This is a genomic window from Polynucleobacter sp. MWH-UH25E (genome assembly GCF_018687095.1).
Taxonomy (GTDB): domain Bacteria; phylum Pseudomonadota; class Gammaproteobacteria; order Burkholderiales; family Burkholderiaceae; genus Polynucleobacter.
On sequence record NZ_CP061286.1, the window covers coordinates 107,877 to 133,066 of the forward strand.

The 25,190-nt window shown below is 42.8% G+C and carries 24 protein-coding genes and 1 tRNA gene; 17 read left to right on the forward strand and 8 right to left on the reverse strand.

The genetic code is table 11. The annotated features are described in order from the left end of the window. Entirely contained in the window at positions 1 to 1,461 is a 1,461-nt protein-coding gene (locus ICV39_RS00640) for a tetratricopeptide repeat protein (protein WP_215390002.1), read from the reverse strand. A gap of 208 nt (positions 1,462 to 1,669) precedes the next feature. Between ICV39_RS00640 and ICV39_RS00645 the strand changes: the two genes are divergently transcribed. Together ICV39_RS00645 and ICV39_RS00650 are read left to right on the forward strand one after the other, a co-directional pair. Next, positions 1,670 to 3,103 carry a porin gene (locus ICV39_RS00645; RefSeq protein ID WP_215390003.1) on the forward strand — a complete coding sequence of 478 codons (1,434 nt, stop codon included), beginning with the start codon at positions 1,670 to 1,672 and terminating at the stop codon, positions 3,101 to 3,103. Between the two features lie 157 nt (positions 3,104 to 3,260). Continuing rightward, positions 3,261 to 4,604, forward strand: coding sequence for a porin (locus tag ICV39_RS00650; protein ID WP_215390004.1), 1,344 nt, complete (start codon positions 3,261 to 3,263; stop codon positions 4,602 to 4,604). Between the two features lie 179 nt (positions 4,605 to 4,783). Here ICV39_RS00650 and ICV39_RS00655 read toward each other — a convergent pair whose 3' ends face one another. Next, positions 4,784 to 5,503 carry a hypothetical protein gene (locus tag ICV39_RS00655; RefSeq protein WP_215390005.1) on the reverse strand — a complete coding sequence of 240 codons (720 nt, stop codon included), beginning with the start codon at positions 5,501 to 5,503 and terminating at the stop codon, positions 4,784 to 4,786. A gap of 580 nt (positions 5,504 to 6,083) precedes the next feature. Between ICV39_RS00655 and ICV39_RS00660 the strand changes: the two genes are divergently transcribed. The 4 genes from ICV39_RS00660 (at position 6,084) to ICV39_RS00675 (ending at position 12,448) form a co-directional block, all read left to right on the forward strand. Continuing rightward, a complete protein-coding gene (locus tag ICV39_RS00660; protein ID WP_215390006.1) occupies positions 6,084 to 6,425 on the forward strand; it encodes a hypothetical protein in 342 nt (113 codons plus the stop codon). Positions 6,426 to 6,601: 176 nt separating this feature from the next. Continuing rightward, on the forward strand, positions 6,602 to 9,802 hold the full coding sequence (locus ICV39_RS00665; protein WP_215390007.1) for an efflux RND transporter permease subunit: 3,201 nt from the start codon (positions 6,602 to 6,604) through the stop codon (positions 9,800 to 9,802). Then, complete coding sequence (locus ICV39_RS00670; RefSeq protein ID WP_215390008.1) at positions 9,799 to 11,037, forward strand: efflux RND transporter periplasmic adaptor subunit; 1,239 nt, start codon at positions 9,799 to 9,801, stop codon at positions 11,035 to 11,037. The genes ICV39_RS00665 and ICV39_RS00670 overlap by 4 nt, the downstream gene beginning before the upstream one ends. 1 nt (position 11,038) lies before the next feature. After that, entirely contained in the window at positions 11,039 to 12,448 is a 1,410-nt protein-coding gene (locus ICV39_RS00675) for an efflux transporter outer membrane subunit (protein ID WP_215390009.1), read from the forward strand. A 9-nt stretch (positions 12,449 to 12,457) separates the two neighbouring features. Here the strand turns inward: ICV39_RS00675 and mscL are convergent, their stop codons facing one another. Then, the gene (gene mscL / locus ICV39_RS00680; protein ID WP_215390010.1) at positions 12,458 to 12,880 is read right to left on the reverse strand and encodes a large conductance mechanosensitive channel protein MscL; all 423 of its coding nucleotides are present in this window, start codon (positions 12,878 to 12,880) and stop codon (positions 12,458 to 12,460) included. Positions 12,881 to 13,017: 137 nt separating this feature from the next. On the opposite strand from mscL, the gene petA reads away from it, so the two are divergent. The 6 genes from petA to ICV39_RS00710 all read left to right on the forward strand — a co-directional run bounded on the left by petA (position 13,018) and on the right by ICV39_RS00710 (position 17,054). Further along, positions 13,018 to 13,620: a ubiquinol-cytochrome c reductase iron-sulfur subunit gene (gene petA / locus ICV39_RS00685; RefSeq protein WP_215316770.1), complete on the forward strand. Its 603-nt coding sequence runs from the start codon at positions 13,018 to 13,020 to the stop codon at positions 13,618 to 13,620. Positions 13,621 to 13,630: 10 nt separating this feature from the next. Continuing rightward, positions 13,631 to 15,031, forward strand: coding sequence for a cytochrome bc complex cytochrome b subunit (locus tag ICV39_RS00690; RefSeq protein ID WP_215390011.1), 1,401 nt, complete (start codon positions 13,631 to 13,633; stop codon positions 15,029 to 15,031). A 30-nt stretch (positions 15,032 to 15,061) separates the two neighbouring features. Further along, positions 15,062 to 15,835 (forward strand): cytochrome c1, encoded by a 774-nt coding sequence (locus ICV39_RS00695; protein WP_215390012.1) that lies wholly within the window; start codon positions 15,062 to 15,064, stop codon positions 15,833 to 15,835. A gap of 84 nt (positions 15,836 to 15,919) precedes the next feature. Next, entirely contained in the window at positions 15,920 to 16,531 is a 612-nt protein-coding gene (locus tag ICV39_RS00700) for a glutathione S-transferase N-terminal domain-containing protein (RefSeq protein ID WP_108468304.1), read from the forward strand. 22 nt (positions 16,532 to 16,553) lie between these two features. After that, the gene (locus ICV39_RS00705; RefSeq protein WP_215390013.1) at positions 16,554 to 16,961 is read left to right on the forward strand and encodes a ClpXP protease specificity-enhancing factor; all 408 of its coding nucleotides are present in this window, start codon (positions 16,554 to 16,556) and stop codon (positions 16,959 to 16,961) included. Between the two features lie 17 nt (positions 16,962 to 16,978). Further along, positions 16,979 to 17,054 (forward strand) — tRNA-Thr (locus ICV39_RS00710). Between the two features lie 73 nt (positions 17,055 to 17,127). Here ICV39_RS00710 and ICV39_RS00715 read toward each other — a convergent pair. Further along, on the reverse strand, positions 17,128 to 18,120 hold the full coding sequence (locus ICV39_RS00715) for a tyrosine-type recombinase/integrase (RefSeq protein ID WP_251372686.1): 993 nt from the start codon (positions 18,118 to 18,120) through the stop codon (positions 17,128 to 17,130). After that, on the reverse strand, positions 18,113 to 18,772 hold the full coding sequence (locus ICV39_RS00720) for a hypothetical protein (protein ID WP_215390015.1): 660 nt from the start codon (positions 18,770 to 18,772) through the stop codon (positions 18,113 to 18,115). Before ICV39_RS00720 ends, ICV39_RS00715 begins: the two co-directional genes overlap by 8 nt. Before the next feature lie 116 nt (positions 18,773 to 18,888). On the opposite strand from ICV39_RS00720, the gene ICV39_RS00725 reads away from it, so the two are divergent. Genes ICV39_RS00725 through ICV39_RS00740 form a run of 4 tightly spaced genes read left to right on the forward strand, consistent with a single transcriptional unit; the run spans position 18,889 to position 21,569 of the window. Then, positions 18,889 to 19,077 (forward strand): hypothetical protein, encoded by a 189-nt coding sequence (locus tag ICV39_RS00725; protein ID WP_215390016.1) that lies wholly within the window; start codon positions 18,889 to 18,891, stop codon positions 19,075 to 19,077. 10 nt (positions 19,078 to 19,087) lie between these two features. After that, positions 19,088 to 19,975, forward strand: coding sequence for a DUF1376 domain-containing protein (locus ICV39_RS00730; protein WP_215390017.1), 888 nt, complete (start codon positions 19,088 to 19,090; stop codon positions 19,973 to 19,975). A 28-nt stretch (positions 19,976 to 20,003) separates the two neighbouring features. Next, entirely contained in the window at positions 20,004 to 20,867 is an 864-nt protein-coding gene (locus tag ICV39_RS00735; protein ID WP_215390018.1) for a hypothetical protein, read from the forward strand. Then, positions 20,868 to 21,569, forward strand: a complete 702-nt coding sequence (locus ICV39_RS00740; protein WP_215390019.1) for a hypothetical protein — start codon at positions 20,868 to 20,870, stop codon at positions 21,567 to 21,569. Between the two features lie 949 nt (positions 21,570 to 22,518). Here ICV39_RS00740 and ICV39_RS00745 read toward each other — a convergent pair. After that, positions 22,519 to 22,683, reverse strand: a complete 165-nt coding sequence (locus ICV39_RS00745) for a hypothetical protein (protein WP_215390020.1) — start codon at positions 22,681 to 22,683, stop codon at positions 22,519 to 22,521. A 255-nt stretch (positions 22,684 to 22,938) separates the two neighbouring features. On the opposite strand from ICV39_RS00745, the gene ICV39_RS00750 reads away from it, so the two are divergent. Further along, complete coding sequence (locus ICV39_RS00750; protein WP_251372687.1) at positions 22,939 to 23,178, forward strand: hypothetical protein; 240 nt, start codon at positions 22,939 to 22,941, stop codon at positions 23,176 to 23,178. Between the two features lie 98 nt (positions 23,179 to 23,276). Here the strand turns inward: ICV39_RS00750 and ICV39_RS00755 are convergent, their stop codons facing one another. Continuing rightward, positions 23,277 to 24,245 (reverse strand): RES domain-containing protein, encoded by a 969-nt coding sequence (locus ICV39_RS00755; RefSeq protein ID WP_215390021.1) that lies wholly within the window; start codon positions 24,243 to 24,245, stop codon positions 23,277 to 23,279. Between the two features lie 11 nt (positions 24,246 to 24,256). Beyond that, entirely contained in the window at positions 24,257 to 24,700 is a 444-nt protein-coding gene (locus ICV39_RS00760) for an MbcA/ParS/Xre antitoxin family protein (protein WP_215390022.1), read from the reverse strand. Positions 24,701 to 25,190: the final 490 nt, after the last annotated feature.

A 25,190-nucleotide genomic window follows, 5' to 3' on the forward strand; every position in this document is an offset into this window, starting at 1 on the left:
TTAGGCCAGCTCTGAATTTGCTTGCTTATTAAAACTTTTCGCAAAAGTTGTGCATAACCAATCTGTGACTTGATCAAAGCGATAGCGCCTTTGACGCAAATTGCCCTCAATCTCGATATCAGCCCCTGCAAATACTTTTCCGGCAGCCAAGAGAGCACGTCGCTGCTGAATCGTTTCAATTTGAATGAGCCTAGGCAAGATCTTGGGTAGCTCCCAGCGAATATCAACTGCTACACAATGTTCGTGTTGTAGCTCACCGACTTTGCTGAGTAATAGCTCTGCTTTGCTGAAATTAAATTGATTGGCGATGATAATTCGATGGCAAAGCATCACCCAGTCTTCGTTAAGCTTGTGCTCAGCATGATGGTTAATTGCCGCATCAGCAAACTGGGCAAGTTCATACCAATCATTTTCCTTTGGTTCAGGGCACCTGAGTAATATTTTGTCGAGTAATTCCTTTGCTTCTGCAATACCTTGTTGATGCGCTTGCCACAACCAATAGGACGCTTGAAGACCGCGAATCTTTTCTTCAATCTTTTCACGCTTGCGCCACAGATTGGCGCCTTTGCGAAACTGTGCCTCTGGATGACCAAGATCGGCTGCGCGATCAAAGCAGCGATCACTTTCTTGTGCGTTATATCCCGAGAATTGAGGGCGACGATAAATCTCGCCCAAGGCATACCAAGCATCACGATCACCATCTTTAGCTGCAAGCTCTAACCAATGGGCTGCTTTTTTAAGTGAGGCGTTAGATTTTTTTTCAGCATTCTTATTTGGCTGCGCCAGTCGCAGACCTAAAGTCAGTTTCGCGCTGGTGAGTCCTAGTTCTGCTGCTTGTTGAAGAGCGTCTTCATTTTGATCTTGCTGCCAAGCATTCCATAAAGATGAGAGAGCTTCATTTTTGGGTTGAAGTTTGATTAACAATTCTTTTGCAGACTGGGAAAAAGACTCGTTGCTCTCTGCCACTTCATTCAAAAATTGCCGCACTGTTTTTTGAATAGCACTAAATTCTGTCGGATAAGCATTGTCAGCTGGTACGGGTCTTTTTTTGAGCCATTCGTCAATCTGATTTTGAATATCGCTGCGACTTGGGTCTGCAATTAGATTGGCTAATTGCCACTTCGCTAAAAGAATTATTTCAACTGGAGCAGAAGTAGACTTGGTAAGACTCCAGATTAGATCCCAGCCAAACCCAAAAGCTGGGGTATTAAAAGTCTCTGCAAGGGGAATGCTGGCAATTTGGTTCAAGATTCTCAAAACCTGCGAATTTTTGGTGCTTTCAGAGTCAAACCATTGGTTTTGGATAGATAGATAGGATTTTTCCAGCCAAATCAATGCATTAGCAGGCTGAATAGGGGTTTTGAACAAGCCAGTTAGGTAGGCCTCAGCTAGATTTTGTTGCGCGGATACATCACCCGTACGTGCTGAACTGAGGATTTTTAAGAATTCGCGACTTGCCATATGACAATTTTGTCATTCAACGGCCAAAAAAGGCAAGAAACACCCCTCTTGTTGCCGTGATACAACGAAGAAAACCAAAAAACTGCCTTTTGACAAGCAAAAACAGTCTCTAAATGCCCCAACCCCCAGTCTGGTAGAACAAAAGCCTGAAAATTCATAAGTCCCAGCTTTATTTGGGCATTACTTTCAATTTATGGAGATTTACAGAATGAAAAAATCGCTATTAGCAATCGCAGCACTGACAGCATTTGCTGGCGCTGCTCAAGCTCAGTCCAGCGTAACCGTGTACGGTTTGGTGGACGTTGGTGTGATGGGTCAAAGCAATTCCAACATGTTAAACGGCTCTACTGGCGGTACTTCTGCTGGTTATGGTGGTTCAGGCTCTGCTAGCTACCCACGTAATGGCAACTCCTTTGGCTTTATGCAAGGCGGTCAGTCTGCTAGCCGTTTGGGTTTCAAGGGTCAAGAAGACTTAGGTGGCGGTACTAAAGCTATCTTCACATTAGAGCAGGGCGTGAACATGGATAACGGTTCACAATTCGCTACTGGTTTGCCAGGTAACGGCAAAACCACTGTTGGCATGGGTAATATGTCAAACACTGGTGACTCTTCTAACCAAGGTCAATTGTTTAACCGTGGCGCATACGCTGGTTTGAGCAATGACAAATGGGGTACATTGACACTCGGTCGCCAACAAACTTTGATGTTAGATAACATCGGTGGCTATGACCCAGTAAACGCACAACAGTTCTCACCTTTAGCCTTCTCTGGTCAATTTGGTGGTGGTGGTACAACTGACAATGCACGTGCTAACGGCGCAATCAAGCTCAAAGAAAAAATCATGGGCTTTGATGTCAATGCCTTATACGCACCTGGCGGCTACGCTGGTAACAACGGTGTTGGTACACGTTTAGAAGGTCAAATTGGTTACGAAGCTGCTAAGTGGGGTGTTCAAGCTTTGACTTCTTATCAAGAAGATGCAACTGCATTGGCTGGTACAACCTATGGTTCAGGTCTTCCAGCTGGCGCAGTAGTTCCTGGTAATAATACTGCTGCAGCTGGCGGTGCTGGTGCCAGCTCAATCCCAACAACTGCTGGCACAAACCAAGTTAACGCAACTGTGTACAACGCTCGTTCAGCGACCTTGACTGGTAAATGGTCTCCAATGGACAAGTTGTGGTTAAAAGCTGGTTTCCAGTACATCAACTTGGGTGTTCCATCTAACTTCCAATATGTTTCTGGTCAACCAGTATTGCCTAACGGAAGCGGCTTTAGCGTATTCTCATACACAGCAGCTACAAATCCTCAAATCAAGAACACTTTCTGGTTAGGTGCTAACTACGACTTTACACCAGCAATCAAAGGTTCTTTGGGTTACTACCAGCAGAACGCTCTTCAAAACGGTACTGCAACTAACCAAGCAAACGCAGCAACTACTGGTGCTCTTTCTGGCAGAACAACTTATATTTCGGCAATGGCTGAGTACTACATGAGCAAGCGTACAAACCTGTACGCAGCTGCTTCACAAGTGAACTTTACTGGTGCTGCACAGTCTCCATCACAAGGCTTTAGTGGTGGTCCTACTTCGGCAACCATCAACCAACAGTTCACATACGGTTTAGGTATGCGCCATACTTTCTAATTTAACGTAGGTCTTGTACCTACTTTGATTTAGAAATGCAGTAAGTATTTAGTAATACAGTAGTTCATAAAACCCTCGCACGAAAGTGTGGGGGTTTTGTGTTTTTAAGCAATAACAATTTCTTGATTTTGGTCAAGCAATCTAATCTAAGTACATTATGAAAACATTCAATAAATTCGCTTTGGCTGCTAGCTTGCTTTGCACAGCTGGAGCCCTACAAGCCCAGTCAAGTGTGACAGTCTATGGCTTACTCGATGTGGGCGTTATGGCACAAACCAATGCGGGTAATCTCAATACCTCCACCTGGGGTAACTCGGGTGCGCCATTAAATTATCCTGGGGTGAAAAACGGTAACGTGTTTGGATTTATGACAGGTGGCGAGAGCCAAAGCCGCCTGGGTTTTAAGGGTTCAGAAGATTTGGGGGGTGGCACTAAAACTTTCTTTTTATTAGAACAAGGCTTTAATGCAGCAACAGGGGTAACCGCAAGCAATGGTATGGCTGGTAACGGATCGTCCACTAGCGCAAGCCAAGGTGGAGATAACGCGCTGCAAGGATTGCTATTTGGTCGCGGTGCCTATGCCGGTATAGGTAATGAGCAGTACGGCACCTTGACGCTAGGTCGTCAGCAAGGACTCATGTTGCAAAACATTGGTAGTTATAACCCAGTCAATGCGCAGATGTTTTCACCGATTGCTTTCTCGGGTACCTATGGTGGTGGTGGCTATACTGATAATGCTTATGTGAGCGGCGCTATTCAATACGCTAAAAAATACAATGGCTTTAATCTCAAGGCGATGTATGCGCCTGGTGGTGTAGCGGGTAATAACTCAGCGGGTACTACTAGCGGTTTTCAGCTAGGCTATGAAGAGGCTAAGTGGGGCGTGCAAGCCATTGCAACCCATACTACTGATGCAACTAAACTGACAGGTATTACCTATGGCACAACAATTTCTACAGCAAATGGTGCTGTTTCCCCGGTAGGCGCTACAAAGGCTGGAACAAATGAGGTTTTGGTTACTCTAGCAAATACCTCTGCATTGCAATTAACTAGCAAATTCCAAGCAACTGATAAATTGAATTTGAAGGCTGGATATGAGCGTATGTTTATTGGTACGCCAAGTAATTTTCAGATGTATTCTGGATTGCCTGTATTACCCAGTGGATTTTCAATCGCGAGCTGGACCCCTAATCGAAATAACTACAACATTAATGTATATTGGGTGGGTGCCAACTACAACTTTACTCAATCTTTGATTGGCTCTATAGGTTATTACTATGCGGGAACGCTGCAATCGGGTACTCAGCTTAGTGGAGTACAGCAATTTCAGTCTGCCATGCTTGATTACTATATGAGTAAGCGTACTAATTTGTATTTGGGTATTGGCAACATCAATACTTCAGGTTCAAACGTTCAGCCATTACCAGCGGGGAGCATGTTAAGCGGCAAGACTGTAAGTACACAGCAGACCTTTGGCATGGGAATGCGCCATACCTTTTAATTTAAAAGCTTTTTCATGGATCCTCTTTTAGGGATCTATGAAAAAGAGGGGAGATGCTTAATCCCGCCTTTGTGATGTATCTACACTAAGCATCTTGGCTGCAAAGGCAAATGTGATTTTTACTAAGTTCAGAGGGATTGGGATTTCAGATCCATCTCTGAACTTAGTAGATTCAGGCTTTATTTATATGAGACTAACTCATACTGCAACATACTCTCGTGGCGGTCATTGCCTATACCAGTGTTCACATCCAAATAAGACCCATTTGTTCTCTTGATAACCCAGCGACCAATATTTGGTGCGATCCAAATGGTAGAGTATCGCAAGGAAGTATGGCGAGAAAAATCATCGCTCTGAAAGTAGATAGAGTTGTTGATTTTTAGTGTATTAAATTGATTGCCCTGAATATTAACAACCTTAGATCCGGCATAGGTAATTGTGGATGACCAAGGAAATGTGCTTGTGCCATCTAGAACTTTATATTGGGTAGTAAATCTCTCTGATTTACTGCTTGATTGAGGCCAAATAGGCATAGGGCTTGTAAAGCTAACAACTGGATTCCAGTAGGGGTCTTGTAAAACAAGACCTGTTGCAGATTGAATCTCAGACGGGAGTGGGCCAGAATTTTTACTTTCTCGTTTAATTTCAATCAATGGTGCTACAGATATTACGCTTTCGGTAATCGTATCGATTATCTGATTGTTATAAAGATTTCGTACGTTATATATCCATTGTTGACCAATGGCCATCTTTCTGACGGCTTCATAGTTTGGTCCAGAATCTGTTTTAGATTCAGAGATGGTAAAACCTGCATTTCCTGCGCACGCAGATAGAAAAAGGCCAAGGACAACTGTTGTTGGCAACAATAAAAAATATTTAATTAGCGTATTCATTTTCATGGACAGATCTCTTCAAGTGACACCTTAAGTAGTTCCATCTTATACCAATTAATCTTATTTGGTAGCCTGAAGTAGGCGAGAGAATGTCATAGGTTGGCCAGTTACATTACTCATGGAGAACCCAGTGACTGACCCCTCCTACGTCTTAGAAAGTCATCTAAACTGATTTTCAGTTTCCATGAACTTCTACAAAAAGTAAGCTGTAATTTCCTATCTTCAAACTATCAATGGAAGAGATTTATCTTGGTGGAATTGAAGGCTCAAAAGCTCCTTGGCGCTCGCATCACGTTTGTATATCTGTAATTTGAGCCAGACCCATCCTCAGGTGCGATACCTCAAATGGGAAAAGAGGGTGCAAGAGAATCCATCGGATCAAAAACGGGGGTAAAGGCTAATCAATCCTCTGGGGTGTTCCCACTGGCCAACATCACCTTTGTAGATGAGGCGCCAATAAACTGAATGTTTACTTGTTCAATTGATCGAGTGTGACTCTGACAGGATTAATTTATTGCAGTGCAGCAAATTAATCCTGAAAAAATAAAATCTTGACAAGAAACATGAACAAGAATGTAATCGTTGAATGCAAAAATTTGTAAAAGTGTTTATTTTAATAAGCTGCATTTTCTTGGCTCTCGTGAAGACTGCCGGAGCGCAAATTTTTGTCCAAAATGCAGTTCAAAGATCCCAAACATATATTGGTGTCCAAAAAGACGTTAATCTCTTAGATGAATCTTCAAAGGCTTCGGAGCAAAAAGAGCCAAACCTTAAGATTAATCTAAGCGCTCATGTACTGGGGGACATTCATGAGGCTTCCTTAGTATTCTTTTCTGCCGATGAAAGATTAAGTTTTTATATTCGTGTCACTGATGGTGTAAATAGCTTAACAAGCTCCTCAATCTTCAGGCCTCCGAGAACCGCATAGCGTTCCCAAAGTTGGTAGATCTTCTATTTATTGGAATCGATCTCGCCATAGCTGTATACATACCTATTTGGTTGAATGTTTTAGAGTTGATGGGCTAATCTTGCCATTGCCAACCCACAGACCGTATGCAATCAGCAAACTCAATTATTGAATTTTAGTTTTAATAAAGATTAAAAATGATTAGGTTAGTTAAATTAGCTTTAGAAAAGCCTTACACATTTGTGGTGATGGCAATCTTGATAGCTCTGATGGGGATCTTTAGTGCACTGCGCTCCCCGATTGATATTTTTCCAGAGATTCGCATACCAGTCATTAGTGTGGTTTGGTCCTATACCGGCATGCAGCCTGAGGATATGGCAGGCCGTGTGATTTATTCCTACGAGCGCGCATTAAGTTCAACTGTAAATGATATTGAGCATATTGAATCGCAATCGCTGCCCGGTTATGGCATCGTTAAAATATTTTTTCAACCTAGCGTTGATATTCGTCTTGCAACAGCGCAAGTAACATCTATATCGCAGACGGTCCTCAAGCAGATGCCGCCTGGAATCACGCCACCTCTAATTTTGAATTACAACGCAGCAACAGTTCCAATCGTGCAGTTGGCATTGTCCAGTCTGTCATTATCTGAGCAAAGAATTTTTGACTTTGGCCAAAACTTTATTAGGCCGGCCTTAGCAAGTGTTCCTGGTAGTGCCGTACCGTCGCCATATGGAGGAAAGACTAGGCAAATTCAGATCGACTTACGTTTAGCTGCATTACAGGCAAGAAAGCTAACACCAAATGATGTCATTAGTGCACTGGCAGCACAAAACCTGATTATCCCAACCGGCACACAAAAAATTGGAGAGTATGAGTACAGCATTAAGTTGAATAATGGAGTAAATGAATTCAAGGAAATTGCTGACTTCCCAATTAAATTAGCAAGCGGTGCAGTAATTCAGCTAAGAGATGTAGCTCAAGTCCGAGATGGCTCGCCACCACAAACCAATCTTGTGCGATTGGATGGCGGCAAGGCAGTCCTGATGACTATCTTGAAATCTGGCGCAGTTTCTACTCTAGATATTATTGATGGCGTTAAAGCGCTCGTACCAAAATTAAAAGAGTCCTTGCCACCAGAATTGAATATTAATATTAATGGCGATCAATCAGTATTTGTAAAGGCTTCCATTAGTGGCGTAATTCATGAGGGGCTTATCGCTGCGGCATTGACTAGTTTAATGATCCTACTATTTTTAGGTAGTTGGCGCTCAACAGTAATCATTGCTTCTTCAATCCCGCTTGCAATCTTGTTTGCGGTAATTATGCTGAATATTACCGGTGAAACTCTGAACATTATGACTTTGGGGGGTCTTGCATTGGCGGTGGGTATTTTGGTTGATGATGCTACCGTAACGATTGAAAATATTAACTGGCACCTAGAGCAGGGAAAGCCTATTCAAGAGGCAATTTTGGATGGTGCGGCGCAGATTGTAGGGCCAGCATTTGTGGCTCTATTGTGTATTTGTATCGTGTTTGTGCCTATGTTCTTTTTAGAGGGCGTATCTAAGTTTTTATTTGTGCCAATGGCTAAGGCTGTTATGTTTGCAATGATTGGATCTTTCATCCTGTCACGCACATTTGTGCCTACTTTTGCAAACTTTATCCTAAAAGAAATTCATGGCCATGATGAGCATGCATCTGGACATTTACGCTGGGCGATGGATATTAATCATACCAATCCAGCAGTCAGAATCAAAGGAAGATTGGCTAAGTTCCAATATCAATTTGAGAATGTATTTAACTCCATCAGGAAAAGTTATTTTGAATTTTTGAAATCAGTTATCACCAACCAAAAAAAGTTCATTGTTATATTTATGGTGGGTGTATTGGGCTCGTATCTTTTGATCTTTTCTTTCGGGCGAGAATTTTTTCCGGCTGTTGATGGTGGACAAATTAAAATGCATGTCCGAGTACCTGTCGGAACTCGTCTTGAGGAGACTGCACGTCAATTCAACGAGATTGAGGCTGAAATTCGACGTTTGCTACCAAATGATCAAATTGAAAGCATTGTTGACAATATTGGGTTATCTGTCAGTGGAATCAATATGGCGTATAGCAATACCGGCACAATTGGACCACAAGACGGGGACATTTTGGTATCCCTCGTTAAGGGGCATTCACCAACGGATGAATTTGTAAAGCAGTTAAGGGAAGAGCTACCCAAGAAGTTTCCATCAACAAGTTTTTCATTTTTGCCCGCAGATATCGTCAGTCAGATTCTGAATTTTGGAGCCCCTGCTCCGATCGACATCATTGTCAAGGGGACCAAAAGAGATGAAAACTTTGTATTCACAGCTAAATTACTAGAGCGCGTTAAAAACATTCCAGGAATAGTGGACGTACGTATTCAACAAGCAACAAATTATCCTCAGATTAACGTCGATGTTGATCGTGTCCAGGCTGCAAAGATTGGAATAACACAAAGAGATATTACGAATAACATGGTAACAACGCTGGCTGGAAGTGGACAAGTTGCGCCAGCATTCTGGTTAAATCCATCCAATGGTATTTCTTATCCAGTGGTTGTTCAAACACCGCAAATTCAAGTTTCGAGCATATCGGATTTATTGAATATTCCAGTGGCTGGAGCTAATGCATCAACAGGCACAATTCTTGGTGGAATTTCATCCCTTAGAAGAAATTTTGCCGATGCGGTTGTGACGCATGACAGCATAAAGCCCTCATTTGATATTTATGCTGATACTCAAGGGCGCGACCTAGGGGCGGTTGCATCTGATATCAATCGCATCATCGAGGAGGAAACGAAGAATATCCCTAAGGGCACAACCGTAGAATTAAGGGGGCAAGTTTCTACCATGAATTCCGCCTTTACTGGACTCGGTTTGGGCTTAATAGGATCTATCGTATTAATTTATTTAATACTGGTTGTTAACTTCCAATCCTGGCTAGATCCATTTGTCATTATTACTGCATTACCAGCCGCAATAGCCGGAATTATTTGGATATTATTTTTGACTTTTACAAACTTATCGGTGCCCGCTCTCACCGGGGTAATTATGTGTATGGGTGTTGCAACAGCAAATAGTATTTTGGTCGTTAGCTTTGCTCGTGAGCGATTGCCAATCGATAGAGATCCAATCAAGGCAGCCTTAGAGGCTGGATTTTCTAGATTCAGGCCCGTGATGATGACTGCATTGGCAATGGTTATTGGTATGGCTCCCATGGCGTTGGGTCTTGGAGAGGGTGGTGAACAGAATGCCCCCCTAGGAAGAGCTGTTGTCGGGGGGCTTATTTTTGCAACTTTTGCAACCCTTATTTTTGTACCGGTTGTGTTTAGCCTTGTACATAGAAACTATGGATCAGAAAAAGCATGAAAACAATTAAATTTAATAAAGACTCTCTGAAAAATGTCATTCCTTTAATGCGGAAGTATTTCGCAATATCAAAGGAATTTTTAATTGCATTATTTCAAAAATATCAGGGGCTTGAGAAAAATCAGAAGCGTTTAGTTCACGCGGTACTTGTAATCGTCATCCTAAATTTTGGATTTCGTATTTATGGTTTTATTTCCGCTAAATTACGCTCAGAAGCAAGTGCACAAAGGGTGGTTACTGTTGTGATGCCAGTTGTTGGCGGCGCTGAAAATTCGATTTCTTTCCCAGGTCGCCTTGAGGCCTACTTAAATGCCCCAATCTACTCCCGCGTTAATGGTTATATGAAGAAATGGGATAAGGACATTGGCGCTGAAGTGAAAAAAGGTGAAATTTTAGGACGAATTGAGGCCCCAGAGGTAGACCAGCAGCTACAGCAAGCAAAATCTGACTTGATTGCTGCAAAGAGTAATGAGGCTCTCGCGAAGATTTCTTTGACAAGATGGAAAAATCTTTTTGCTGAAGATGCTGTTTCAAAGCAGGAATTGGATCAAAAGACTACGGAATATGAAACAAGAAAGTCTTTGCGCCAAATTGCTGAGGCAAATTTACAAAAGGCTGAGATTTTTTCAGAGTACAAAAATATTCCGGCACCATTTGCGGGGCAAGTTACTGAGCGTAATATCGACGTAGGTGCTTTAGTAACGGCTGGCTCTGGTAAGCCCCTCTTTAACGTGGCCAACATAGACAAGTTAAGACTATTTGTAAATATTCCACAGGTATTCATGAACGATATTCAGCCTGGCATTCCAGCAAGAATTCGTGTTCCTGAGTTTCCTGAGAAAGTATTTGAAGCAAAAGTGGTGCGTTCAGCTGGCGCGGTAAACGAAAGCTCTGGAACAGTTCTGATAGAAATTGAAATGGATAATCAGGATCATGTTTTAACTGCGGGCGAGTTTGCACAAGTTAATATTGACCTGCCCTCCGATCGAAATATCCCTCGCGTACCATCTTCAGCCTTAATCATTCGTAAGAACGGGGCATTTTTAGCTGAGGTTGGTAAAGATCAAAAGGCGGTATTTACCAAAGTTGTGATTGGCAGGGATTTTGGCCAAGAGGTTGAGGTGATTGGGCCGATTACGAGTGAATCGAAGATCATTAACAATCCACCTGATTCATTGGTTGCTGGCGAATTAGTGACTCTTGCCAAAGAGACGAGTGGAAATAAGGCGAAATAGTATGTCAAATCAATTTCGACGTTTACTAGGAGTTGGACTGCTCAGTCTTTGTTATGGCTGCTCCCTTGCTCCCGATTACAAGCGCCCCCAAATGCAAATGCCAGCCAACTTTAAGGAGATATCAGAGAATTGGGTGGTTGCGAAACCTGCCGATCAGATGAAAAGAGGGTCTTGGTGGAAAAATTTCGGCGACCCAATTTTGGATGAATTAGTTGCAAAAACTGAGACTAATAACTTTCAAATTGCGGCCGCAGTAGCTCGTTATGAAAATGCAAGTGCATTTTTGGCCGTGAACAATGCAGGTTTATACCCGCAAGTAGCAGTGACTGGTGCCGCAACAGAAAACCGGCAGTCTGCTGGACGACCACTTCGTGGGGCAAACCAGCCAAATATTTATGACAATAATTTTTTTGGCGGTTTAGCAACTTATGAGGTCGATTTATGGGGCCGCGTCCGCTCTAGTATTGATTCAGCATCAGCACTGGCAGAAGCAAGTCAAGAGGATTTAGAGTCTGTGCGCCTACTCATTCAAGCTGACCTAGTCAATAGCTACATAGCAATGCGGGGTATTGAGTCCCAGCAGGTCATCTTAAAGCATGACTTAGAGCTATATCAAAAGCAAGCAGACCTTATGCAAAAGCGTTACAAAGAAGGCATTAATTCAGGGGTTGATTTTTATAGAGTGCAAGGTTTGGTTGAAAGTGGGCGCATTCGGGAAAAGACTCTACAAACTCGGCGTGCGCAGCTTGAGCATGTCATTGCTGTATTAGTTGGGGAGTCACCGTCATCATTCTCGCTACCGAAAGGAAGCATCTCCGATTTGACACTGCCATCTATAGCTGTTTCGTTGCCCTCAACTTTGCTTGAGCGTCGTCCTGATGTTGCATCTGCAGAAAGGAGGGTTGCGGCTAGCAATGCAGAGATTGGTGTTGCGAGGAGCGCCTTTTTCCCTGTACTGTCTTTGTCTGCTTTTGGTGGTTATCAAACAGCAAATCAGGCAAATATTCTTGCGGCTCCAAATGCATTTTGGACAATTGGACCTTTGGCATTTTTAACAATTTTCGATGGTGGTAGGAGGTCTGCGATTGTCGATCAAGCGATTGCAAGAAATGCTGAAAACACCGCAATTTATAAAAACACGGTGCTGACAGCCATTAAAGAAGTTGAGGATGTTTTGGTTCAATTAAAGAATCGTGAAGATTCTTTAAGTAATGTCAACAATAGCCTAATGTACTCTGAAAAAACCTACAAAATTGCCACAGCAAGATATCGAGAGGGAATTTCTGGTTATTTGGAGATTGTGGATGCTGCGATTGATCAATCCAAAGCTAAATCTGTCCAACTTGACTATCAAACTCAGCTGCTAATCGATAGAGTTTTGTTAATAAAAGCGCTTGGTGGATATTGGTAAAGATAGATATTAATTTTTAATCTTATCGCGGATTTCACGAAGCAAAAGAATATCTTCTGGAACAGGTGGCGCAGGCGGGGTGTCAATAATTCGAATCTTATTCACAACTTTTACCATTTGAAAGATGACAAATGCCAAGAGAATAAAGTTGATCGAAATGGTGATGAAGTTGCCATAAGCAAAAATGGGCACACCGGCCTTCTTGAGGGCATCAAAGGTTCTCGGAACCCCTTCTGGGACATGTCCAAGGACAATAAACAGGTTGGTAAAGTCAATATGACCCCCTAAAAGGGTAGAAATTACCGGCATGACAATGTCATTTACTAGGGAATCAACGATTTTTCCAAAGGCGCCGCCGATGATCACACCTACCGCCAAATCAATCACGTTTCCCTTGACCGCAAAGTCCCGAAATTCCTTCAAAACGCCCATATTTACTCCCTTTTTTGTCTAAATCTTGCCTAACTTAAGATTAACCCTATAACTTTCTTGCTTACCCCACTTTTTACTTTAAAATCCTACCTTTAAGCAATTTCCACCCATAAATACCCTTTCTAGGAATTTTGTAAATGAGTGACAAGCCCTGTATGGATAAGGATCGCCGTAATTGGTTGATCGCCACCTCCGCAGTAGGTGGTGTAGGTGCGGCAGCAGCCCTATACCCGTTTGTAGACAGTTTTGAGCCATCAGAGCGCGCAAAAGCGGCTGGTGCTGCTGTCGAGATCGATATTACAGGCATGAAGCCTGATGAGATGAGAACGGTTGAATGGCGTGGGAAGCCTGTATGGGTAATTCGTCGTACGCCCGAGCAAGTAGCTGAACTGTCTAAGCTTGATGGCGAACTCGCGGATCCAAATTCTCTGCGTGATCCAGCTCAATTTACGCCTCCTTATGCCCAAAACCAATGGCGTTCTATCAAGCCTGAGTACCTTGTAGTTGTGGGTATTTGCACCCATTTAGGTTGTTCACCAACTGCTAAATTCGAAGCAGGCCCACAACCTTCTTTGCCAAACACTTGGCCAGGCGGCTTCCTTTGCCCATGCCATGGCTCTACTTTTGATATGGCAGGACGTGTCTATAAGAACAAACCAGCTCCAGATAATCTTGAAGTGCCTCCTCATATGTACTTGAGCGATACCAAGATTCTGATTGGCGAAGATAAGAAGGCCTAAGGAGAGATAAATGGCATTTCAAGAAAAACAAGTTCCAGCCAATGCTCCAGTAGCCCAGAAGGTATTGGCTTGGGTTGATTCCCGTTTCCCATTGACATCCTCAATTAAGGCGCACTTAACTGAGTATTACGCACCTAAAAACCTGAATTTTTGGTACTTCTTTGGCTCCTTAGCCATCGTAGTTTTAGCGCTCCAGATTATTACCGGCATCTTCTTGGTAATGAACTACAAACCAGATGCTGCAAAGGCATTCGAGTCTGTTGAGTACATCATGCGCGAAGTGCCATGGGGCTGGTTGATTCGTTATCTCCACTCTACCGGTGCCTCTATGTTCTTCGTAGTGGTTTACATGCATATGTTCCGTGGACTGATTTATGGTTCATATCGCAAACCACGTGAGCTCATCTGGATTTTTGGTTGCGCAATTTTCTTGTGCTTGATGGGTGAGGCCTTCTTCGGCTACTTGCTCCCATGGGGTCAGATGTCTTACTGGGGCGCTCAAGTGATTGTGAACTTGTTCTCCGCCATTCCATTTATTGGCCCAGACCTTTCTTTGTGGTTGCGTGGCGACTATGTTGTTGGTGATGCAACGCTAAACCGTTTCTTTGCTTTCCACGTCATTGCAATTCCATTGGTGCTGATTGGCTTAGTTGCTGCTCACATCATTGCTTTGCATGAAGTCGGCTCAAATAATCCTGATGGGGTAGAGATTAAAGAGAATTTGGATGCGAATGGCCATCCGGTCGATGGCATTCCGTTCCATCCTTATTACACAGTTCACGATGTGTTTGGATTGGGCGTGTTCTTAATGATATTTGCTGGCATTGTGTTTTTTGCACCAGAAATGGGTGGCTATTTCCTTGAAGCAAACAACTTCATTCCTGCAAACCCATTGCAAACGCCTCCGCACATTGCACCAGTTTGGTATTTCACACCGTTCTACTCAATGTTGCGAGCAACTACCTCCAGCTTCTTGATGCCGCTATGGATTTTCTTGGCAGTGATATTGGGAATGTTTGCATTAAAAGCTAAAAGTTTGAAATTGAAAGGTGTATTTGTAGCAATTGCACTCGTTCTAGCGGGTGGCTTCTATCTATTTGATGCGAAGTTCTGGGGTGTTGTGATCATGGGCGGTTCTGTTGTGATCATGTTCTTCTTGCCTTGGCTTGATAAATCACCGGTGAAGTCGATTCGCTATCGCCCACAATTCCATAAATATATTTATGGTGTGTTTGTTGTGAGCTTTGTGATCTTGGGTTACTTGGGCATTCAGCCGCCGTCACCAGTCTTTGAAAAGATTTCTCAGGTTTGTACGATTTACTATTTGGGCTTTTTCTTGGCAATGCCATTCTGGAGCAAGCTTGGCACTTTCAAGTCAGTTCCAACACGCGTTACTTTTAAGTCCCATTAATCGAGAATCTAGAGAGAACTAGGAACTAGTATGAAACGAATTCTGCAAACTATGATGCGTATTTGCCAAGTTGCTGTATTGGCTAGTGCTATTGGTTTAAGTGTGAATGTGAGCGCGAATGAAGGTGGTTTTCCACTAGATACGGCACCTAACCGCGTAAGTAGTAATGCATCATTGCAAAATGGTGCAAAGTTATTTGTGAACTATTGCTTGAACTGCCATGCAGCTTCTAGCATGCGTTACAACCGTTTGCGCGACATAGGTTTAACAGATCAGCAGATCAAAGATAACCTCATCTTGAATGATGCCAAGGTTGGTGATTTGATGACTATCTCAATGACGCCAAAAGAAGGTAAGGCATTTTTTGGAAAAAATCCTCCTGATTTATCTGTAGAGGCGCGTGCTCGCGGTACAGATTGGTTGTATACCTATCTGCGTACTTTCTACAAAGATGACACAACTCAGACAGGTTGGAATAACTTGGTCTATCCGAAAGTAGGTATGCCGCATGTCTTGTGGCAGCTCCAAGGTGAGCGTGCCGCCAAGTTTGAGGAGCGTAAAGATCCTCATGACGAAAGTAAGTCTGAAGAGGTCTTCGTCGGGTTTGAGCAATTAACCCCTGGCACGATGAAGCCACAAGAATATGATGACAATATCGCTGATTTAGTAGCGTTTATGTCTTGGATGGCAGAGCCAGTTCAATTAGAGCGCAAGCGTCTCGGCGTTGTGGTGCTGATATTCTTAGCCATCTTCACATTGTTGGCTTGGCGTCTTAACAAGGCCTATTGGAAAGACGTTCATTGATAATTGAGGTCCTTGTGGACCTCAATTGAATAGTGTCCCAAGTTGTTTTGTTGTATTGAAGTAGATATTTAAGGAAATAAATTTATGATGGTGTTGTACTCGGGTACGAATTGCCCATTCTCGCAACGCTGCCGTTTGGTGCTTTTTGAAAAAGGCATGGATTTTGAAATCCGCGATGTTGATTTATTCAATAAGCCAGAAGACATTTCAGTAATGAACCCTTATGGCCAAGTTCCTATCTTGGTTGAGCGCGACTTAATTTTGTATGAGTCCAACATCATTAATGAATACATTGATGAGCGCTTTCCTCATCCACAATTAATGCCGCCAGATCCTGTGGCGCGCGCACGCGCACGCTTGTTCCTCTTTAACTTTGAAAAAGAGTTATTTGTACACGTTGCCGCCTTGGAAAATGAAAAAGGTAAAGCAGCTGAGAAAACTCATGAGAAAGCGCGCTTGGCAATTCGTGATCGCTTAACTCAACTTGCCCCCATTTTTGTTAAGAACAAATACATGCTGGGTGATGAGTTCTCTATGCTTGATGTTGCAATAGCTCCATTGCTATGGCGTCTTGAGCACTATGGCATTGATTTATCTCGCAATGCTGCGCCACTCCTGAAATACGCAGAACGTATTTTTAGTAGACCTGCTTACATCGAGGCATTAACCCCCTCCGAGAAGGTAATGCGTCGCTAAAGACCCATTACTAGCAGACAGAATGTCTGATGTTCCAAGCAATAAACCCTATCTAATCCGTGCGCTACATCAGTGGTGCACGGATTTTGGCTTTACGCCATTTATAGCGGTGTTTGTTGATAGTAGGGTAGAGGTGCCTATGGAGTACGTTAAGAACAATGAGATTGTTCTTAATTTATCGGTAGAGGCTTGCCATCAACTTCAACTTGAAAATGACTGGATTAGTTTCCAAGCCAGATTTGGGGGGATTCCTAGAAGGATCATGGTGCCAGTTAGCCACGTGCTTGCAGTCTACGCTAGAGAAAATGGGCAGGGAATGTCATTCCCATTTGATCCTACTCAGGCACGCGATTTGCACCTTGCGGATAGCTCTGATGAGTCGCCAGAAAAGCCTAAATTAGGAAAACCATCCTTAAGAATTGTGAAATAGGCTAAAATATCCCCATTGCCCCTTTAGCTCATCTGGTAGAGCAACTGATTTGTAATCAGTAGGTGGTCTGTTCGAGTCGGACAAGGGGCACCAATAAATACAAGGCCCACTGCTTAATTGCTAGTGGGCCTTTTTCATTGATTGTCAACAAAGTGTCAACGTAACTTTATAAGTTAACTAATGGGTTCAGTAATTTCACTGCCTCGAGATGTGTGGGAGCAAGATGAGCGTAACGCATTGTCATATGCAGGCTTTGATGGCCAAGTATTTTTTGTAGAGTTAATATATTTCCACCTCCCTGCATGAAGCTACTAGCAAAGGTGTGGCGCAAGACATGAGTTAATTGACCATCGGGCAATGCAATTCCAGCTCTAGCAACCCCAGACTTGAATGCCCCCATTGAAGAGCCGAAATATCGCCCGTTTTCTTTGACATCATGGGCTTGAATCTCGTCTTGCAATTCTTTTGAGATGGGAATGGCCCGCATTTTTTTATTTTTGGTATTAATAAATTCAATCACACCCTTTTTTATATTTGAAGGGCGAAGATTTTCTGCTTCTGACCACCTTGACCCAGTAGACAGGCAAACTTTTGCAATCAAATACACGTCACTATTTTTCTCGGCATCTAAAAGCTCAGTAAGCAATCTTTTAATTTCATCTGCATCAAGATATCCAAGCTCTTTATCGGCAATCTTAAATTGTCTGATCGCGCTTACTGGGTTGGCTTTCTTCCAGAGGTTAAGGCGAATGAGCTCGTTAAATACTGCTCGTAGGTAGGAATGTTCCCGGTTAAATGAATTAAGGCTAAGCCCACCCTCAATTCGCTCGCTTCGGTATTTTGTAAACATCTGAGGCGTTAGTTGATCCGCAATGGGATCTTTTAGCGCCGTGACCATGTTCTTTAATCTGGAATAAGTATCTCTTTCATTGCTTAAGTTCTTGCCATGAGCTTCGTACCAAATCTTGATGATTTCTGATAACTTTCTAAGATCCTTTTTTTCTGGTATCCAATCTTGATCTTTGTTTGTAGAGCTGCGGATGAATGCTTCCCAATTTTTCGCTTCAGCAAGGTTTGCAAAAATTTTCCTAAACCGTTTACCGCCTCGACCCTGAGGCTGAATATCTACTTGCCATCCGCTGGTAGTCTTTTTAATCACGCATTGACTCTGCACGCTCAATTACATAGACAATTTTCTCCTCTTGCCTAGCAATTAAATCCAAGTCCAGAGAATCCTTGGGGTTTAGGTTCGCTCTTACGAAGTCCGCAAAAGGGGTCTGATCTAAAGGATTAAGAAATCTTTTAAATAAAACGTAATTCATCTCAGTCTCTGACCAGAGCTCAGGTTCTTTCTTGAGAATATTCGGAAGGGTAAGCCCCTTTATATTTAAAAGCTTCTTATTTTCTCTAGCCAACATTCCATCGGACATCAAACGCATTAATGCCGGGTTAATGCCTGTCCCGCCAAATAAATTGCGCGCAACAATTTCGACCTCTTCTGTGGTCCAGTCAACGGGCTCTTTAAGAACAATCTCCTCCAAGATATCTGGTTTGAGAAACTCCCCCCTTGGAGCCATGTGATCCATAGAGCTTTCAGGGGTTGCGCCCGTACCAATCCAATACGCATAGTTGGGTAAAAAACGACAGCAGAACTCAATCATTTCTGACGTTGCTCGTTGATGGCCGTAATAAACATGCTTCCACGAGCTAGCCTTGATTCCGCTAGCTTTTTCGAGCTCAGCAAAAAACTGACTCGATTTTGATGTCATTTCTTCCTTTAAGGCTTGGAATAAGCGTTCTTCAATGGCCATGATGTCTTTTTAGTTATTTGATAACTTTATTCTCTCATATTTTTCTATATTTGAACATTATTCAATAGTAGAAAATAATTCTTGACATGTTTCAAATTCTAATTATAGTTCTATATATGAACTCAATTCAACAAGAGAACTTATTTTTAGTGTCTGCCGAGAAATATGCCGAATTGGTCGGTTTGCCAATAGGAGTGGTTCGTGGGCAGCTAGATCGCCGCCAGCTTCCAGTCTACAAGGTTGGCAAACGGAGATTTATCAATTTAGTTCAGTTGCGAATTGATCTGGCAGGCGGGCTCAAATAAAGGGAGGTATATGCATTACTGGAAATTCAACATTGGGGATTGGGGGCTTGAAATGGGGCATCTTTCACCTCAGGAAGAGGGTATTTGCCTTAGGCTCATCAATCATTTCATGGCAACTGAAAAGCCCATTCCAAAGAATACGGCACAAACCTACCGAAAATTACGCATTACGGAGCACGCGGTTCTTGCTGACCAGTTGCTTGAGGAGCATTTCATGCCAGATTTGGATGGAAATTGGGTGCATAAGCCCTCAGAAAAGCTGATGGACGAATATCACCTAAAAGGTGAAATAAATCGTAAAAATGGCAAAACGGGGGGTAGACCAAGCAAAAAACAGCAAAACAACAGCATCAGTAACCCAAGCGGTTTTGAAATAAAACCCACAAATAACCCAGATGGTTTTGAAATAAAACCCACCGGCAACCCACAAATAACCCTAACCAATAACCAGGAACTAGAAACCAATAACCAAAAAACTAAAAACACTAACGATGTTTATTTTTTGGAATTCTTCAAAATTTATCCAATCCGACCCGGGGTTACAGAGAGTGACTTCGACATGGCATGGAAACAAGCGCTTGCAGATGGTAAGCATGCGCAAGAGATGGTAGCTGGTGCCAAGCGTTATTCCGTATATGTCATTCAATCGCAAATGCCCTCAAAGTACATATATTCACCAGCTACATTCTTGGGTCCCGAGGATAAATATTTGGTCGACTGGAAAGTTGCCTTACCCCTGCGAACCGATGCTGAAATAACCCATGCATACAAGGTTGAATGTGGCGGAGACCCAACCCAATCAAGATTTGGGAGTTATGCGGAAATGAAGGCATTCGTGTTGAACTACCGTGAAAAAGGTGAATTAAAACAAAAACCAATTGGTGTAAATAATGGATGAATTTTTAAGTCAAGCGCCCAGTCTTAGATTGAATCGAAATTCCCCCGAGGAGAAGGCCGCATTTCAAGAGCGAATGAGTAAGGCAAGAGATCTTGCCTTGGATGGACTTTCTCCTAGGGCAGCTGGCGAGCTAAGAGTCCAGAAGATATTGCACTGGGTGTATGCCTTTGAAAAATCAACCATTCCCATCCTAGAGAAAGTAGGCGGCTCGAATCAATATGGAAAAGTGCAAAAACTTATTGAGCGTGGATTTTTGAGGGTTCAAAATTCAAAAGCTGGGGGCTTTGATGGTGTGTCTAAGAAAATTGTGACGTTAACAGTAGCGGGGTTAGATTATGTAGAACGCCATACCGATGAGATGTATCGCTACAGATGGGCAAAAGATCCCTCTGGACTAAACCAAAACCACCTCTTGCATGACCTAATTGCACAGATTCTAACGGTTACAAACCTACAGCAAGGTCGTATTAAGGGATTTGAGCCAGAGTCACGGTCTAACGAAAAAAACCTAATTGGCAAGAAAAAACCTGATGTTATATGGCATATGGATGCAAAAAAGCGTTGGGGATTAGAAGTTGAGTTAACGAAGAAAACTGGACGCGATGCCCATACTTTTGTAAGTCGAGTAGTGGACTCACTTACAACCAATAATTTAGATGATCGTATCGATACATTTTTACTGGTGACCGACAAACCTGGAATAGAAAAAGCCTATAAGGCAGCTATGGCAGTTGGATCACCCATTGTTGAATACCGCAAAGATAGTCGAAATCGTTGGGTGGAAATTGAGGGTAATCGAAGGGTGCCGGAGTCTATTGAGGGAAGATTTATGACTATCTGTAAATCAGACTTCTTTCCATTGTTACGCCCCAAGTCGGATAAGGGGGATTAGATGAAGATATTGATAGCCCTTTTTGTGGCAATTGTTATGAGCGGATGTAATGTCGTATGCCAAGACTATACGTCTGGAGTGGTGGCAAAAGAAAGGCAGAATTTTGTACTAACGGAAGCTGAAAAAATAAAAAATGACCAAAAGCTTAAGCTATTGGAGGCTAATTTACAGGCTCAAATTGATGCCCACAATCGAGGCGAGTGGGATAGCTATTTTGTTTCAAGCCTTGAGGTTATAACGAGATACTCTCTGCTGCTGGGTGCAATGACTTTGACATTGGTCATATTTACGCTATGGAGTACAAGCAAGGCCCAGAAAAAGTATGGGGCATTGATGAAATTGAATGAGGAGTTGAATCAAAAAATCCAAGCTGGGATGGAGCCAATCAGAGTTGAGGAGCAAAAATTAGAGGCCAGGAAAAAGAAACTAGACCAAGATGATCAGCGTCATAACGAGCGCATGAGTAAGCAAGAGGGGGAGATTGCAGTGATTCTTGCCAACACATCTAAAGCTGAAAAGTGCCATGCTGAGGCCGTCGAACATCTTGACGCTGCCTTATCGAGAAATGCGGAAATTGCAGACGCTAATATTAAGCTGATTAAAGTAGGTCAATTAGTTGGCAATTTTGATTCGACAGAAGCAAAACGATCCATTAAAGATTTATTGGATGCGTTGGAGCTCGTTAAATCGATCAAATCTTGAGTCTCAAGACTCTAGATTTCCTTAGAATCAACTGCAAAGTTACTATCTAAGTGGGCGACTGAGTAGCCATACTTAGATATCAACTGTGATATGTGGTCAATTTCACTTAGATATAAATTGCAGATATTGACCAAAATAAAATGACTGCCATCACCCAAATCGCCGTTGGCGACGTTGTACACGCCCTTATTGCATAAGGGTTCTTGGTTGATTGGGCCCTGGACGGGCCTCACGCCATTTCTCCACTACGTTGCGCACCTCTTCCAGAGGCTTGCAGGCCGCTTCAAAAGTGAAGCTAAATACGAAATAACACCCAGCCTAATTCATTCTCAATTAATTGAGCCTGTATTGGCCGGGACGCAAAACATCTCGCCTTTAAGCGATCTGTACTTTGCTTGATTTCGTATTTAGCTTCACTTCGTTCGCGGCGGGCTCCGCCCCCAAATCATCACCTCGGCTGTAGGCAGCCTCCGATTCTGGGGAATCGGGTGATGCTCAGATTGCCTAGGTCGGCAATCTTTTTGGCTCCCCTGAGAAACCTAAAGCCCTAGATCATGGATTGATCTGGCCTTTGGTTTTTGGGATTCTGTGCAGCGGCTCCAAACTTCCTGGTTCAAATTCCTGGGTCTATAGGTTTGCTGTGCTTAACTTCTAGATTTCCTACACCGCAACTTATAAATTCTCTCACTTACACCCAATTAGAGGTATGGCCTCCACAAGTCTTCACATTTTGGTTTCGGTGCCATTTATTAAAGGGGTGACCAAACGGTTCGCAGAGAACTAAGAAAGTATGGAGATTTACACCAACAAGTTAGGAGTTTTACGCCAAGATGCGCGAATCTATGGTTTTAGGTGAGAAAAATCAGAGGTAGGGCATCTAAAGATATTCACAATCTGGTCTTTAAAGGCGGTTGGGTGGCTAAATAGTAGTTTTATACGAACCGCGAATTTATGGCTTTAGGTGAGCTTTTTTAACTACCTTAGAGGGATTTTCCTTCTTGTATTTTGCCCAGCCTTCTTCAATCGCTTTATTCATTTGCTCAAGGCTAACTGGCTGGGAAGGCTTACGCAGCAGGCCTTTAAGGCGATCTATTGTGCGGATAATGCGGCTCATATTTATTCCCAAGGGCAAATAGGTGATATTTAGTAAAGGGGTAGCCAGGCGGTTCGCACAGAACTAAAAGTAAGGAGATTTACACCAAGATAGCCGCTGGTCGGTCTTCGTATTTTGGTATTTTAAATTAAATAAATCAATAAAATCAATAAGTTAAGATATCAAAGGTGAGAGAATTTACCGCACCGCTCGCCAAACGGTTCGCAGAGAACTATAAAAGTTACCATTGATTATTCTAAATATAAGGGGAATCAAATGGGCCTTTTTGAGCAGCCAAAGCACGCCAAAAGTGAAGAGGATGTCAAAGATACCTATATCAAGGCGCTAGGCTTAAAGGGCTACACAAAAGGCCTAATCGATATTCAAACCAAGGAAATTTGGTTCGAAGCAAAAGACACTGGCAAGACCTCCAGTTATGCCATGTTCACGCAATTGCTTCTCCGCAGCAACGCACGTCTAGGTTGCCTTCATTACATCAATATCAGCCTGGTCTAAAGTAGACATAAAAATATTGCGTGGGTTACCCATAGTTGCAAGTAATAACAAAGTGTCCTAAGCCCACTTTGTTATTAACCACCGCATTTAATCCTTGTTTATGGGTGAAATTTGCGTGGAGTCCATTCCCAACCCTCTAAATCTCTAGCTGAGTTTGAATCAAGTCTTTTATGTTTTACGGTCGAGGGTATATTCCCCGCTATCTCAATAAATGAGAGATCAGCCATACGATCTGGAAAAATTGCTAAGCAATCACCCGGACCTTTTGTGGATTTGTATAGGATCGCCTCAAAACCAGCGGCCCTAATTAGCTCTGCAAGAATATGGCTTTGGGATGGCAGTCCAAACTGAACTGGAAGGGTTCTCCAGTTATTTTTAAGGGCCATATCACGCACTTGTTGAGCGCTTCTGACCATAAATAATTCGGCGGCTGGTATTTTTAATTCTTTTGCTAGCACTCGCGCTCTCGCTGGCATGGCAATTTTTCCGAGAATTTGGGCTAAATTTTTGACGGCAGTATCAGTGCGCAAGTCAAAGACATTAAATAATTTTCCAGTAAGCGATATATAGGTGAAATTAATGCCGGGCTTTAGTGCTAATTCAGGGCCTGTAAGGCCGTCTACGTTGCCATTACTTTCCATCTGAAATTTTTCACGAAATGCTGTTTCATGATCCTGGGCAATATACAGTGCTGACCAGGGTGAAATAGTTCCTGCATCAAGTTCGATGCCAACATTAAACCTTCCTCCACCCTCGGGGCTGCATAGGCTGCCTGCGCAACTAAGGGGCTCATCACTATATTGGTAGTCTATTAGTCTGCCCCAGTTAGTTATTTCGCGCTCTAGCGGCGCTATTGCTTGTAGAGCTGACAATAACTGGGGTCTATGTTTCCGTCTCTCGGGCTCTAGATTGAAATAGAGCACATCCTCTAATTCGTCTAGATTTTCTGATGCCGATTGCCATTGACGTAGGTTGGCTTCGGAGAAACGATCTAATTCTAGAATATTGCGTGGAGGTTTAGCGAGATGAGGCCTGCTTGGAATTGTAGGTTTTTTGGGTCGAGCCATAGGTAGGCTAATTAGCTAGTTTTTAAGGCTCTACGAACCTGTGCTTCATTGGCGCTCATGGCAGTAATAATGAATTTACGTAAGCGTTCAAAGCGTCCTAATCGAATCATGTCGCGAGGCGATACATCTCCCAACAGTGGATTGCGTGCACGGAACCAGACTGCAGTCTTTTCAACGTCTCCATCAAAGACTTTGGCTACCATGTTAATTGTGATGCCAATTTCCTCAAGTCGATCACGAACTTGTTCAGGGATGGCTTCATCATAGCGAACAGATTGTGCTGAAACTGAGGCTAGGCGAGAAACATCCTGCTTCTTCAAATTTAGAAGTTCAGCAATTCTTTTCGCATCAAATCGTTTGCCCATGCCGAAGTTGAATGCGTCCTCGGGTACGGTATCAAAAAGACCTAGAGGTGGTTTGGTAATCTGAATTGGGGATGTGAGCTTGGTAGTCATATTTTTTCGGGTAAGGAAGTCATTGTAAACCACTTATAAACCATGATTAAACCACTGTATAACCATAATAATAAGATACTTTTACAGTAAAAATGTAGCTTTTTGAGGCATTGGTAGCGGGCTATATCAATCAACCTTTGCAATGATTTGTGTTTCAAGAGCCCTATTTTGGTGATTATTCAGCGTAGCGTGTTGCTAATAACCTTGTTTAGAAAGGAATTTAGGATTCTTTTTGAGAAATATGACTTGAAAATTATGCAGGATGGAGACGAGACTATTTTCTCTGAACTAACTAGCCCAATATTGCTGACAAAGAGATTTGGTAATGCTCAGAATATCTGGATCGACATGCTTTTTTGCTCCCCAGGGAAGTCTAATACCCAGATATTTGCTTAATCTGGTCTTTGAATTGATGGCTTAAAGAGTGTGTCGTCAAAGGACTACTTTGAAAGCTGAATGCTAGGTTGCTGGGCTACTTGAGAAGATTTAA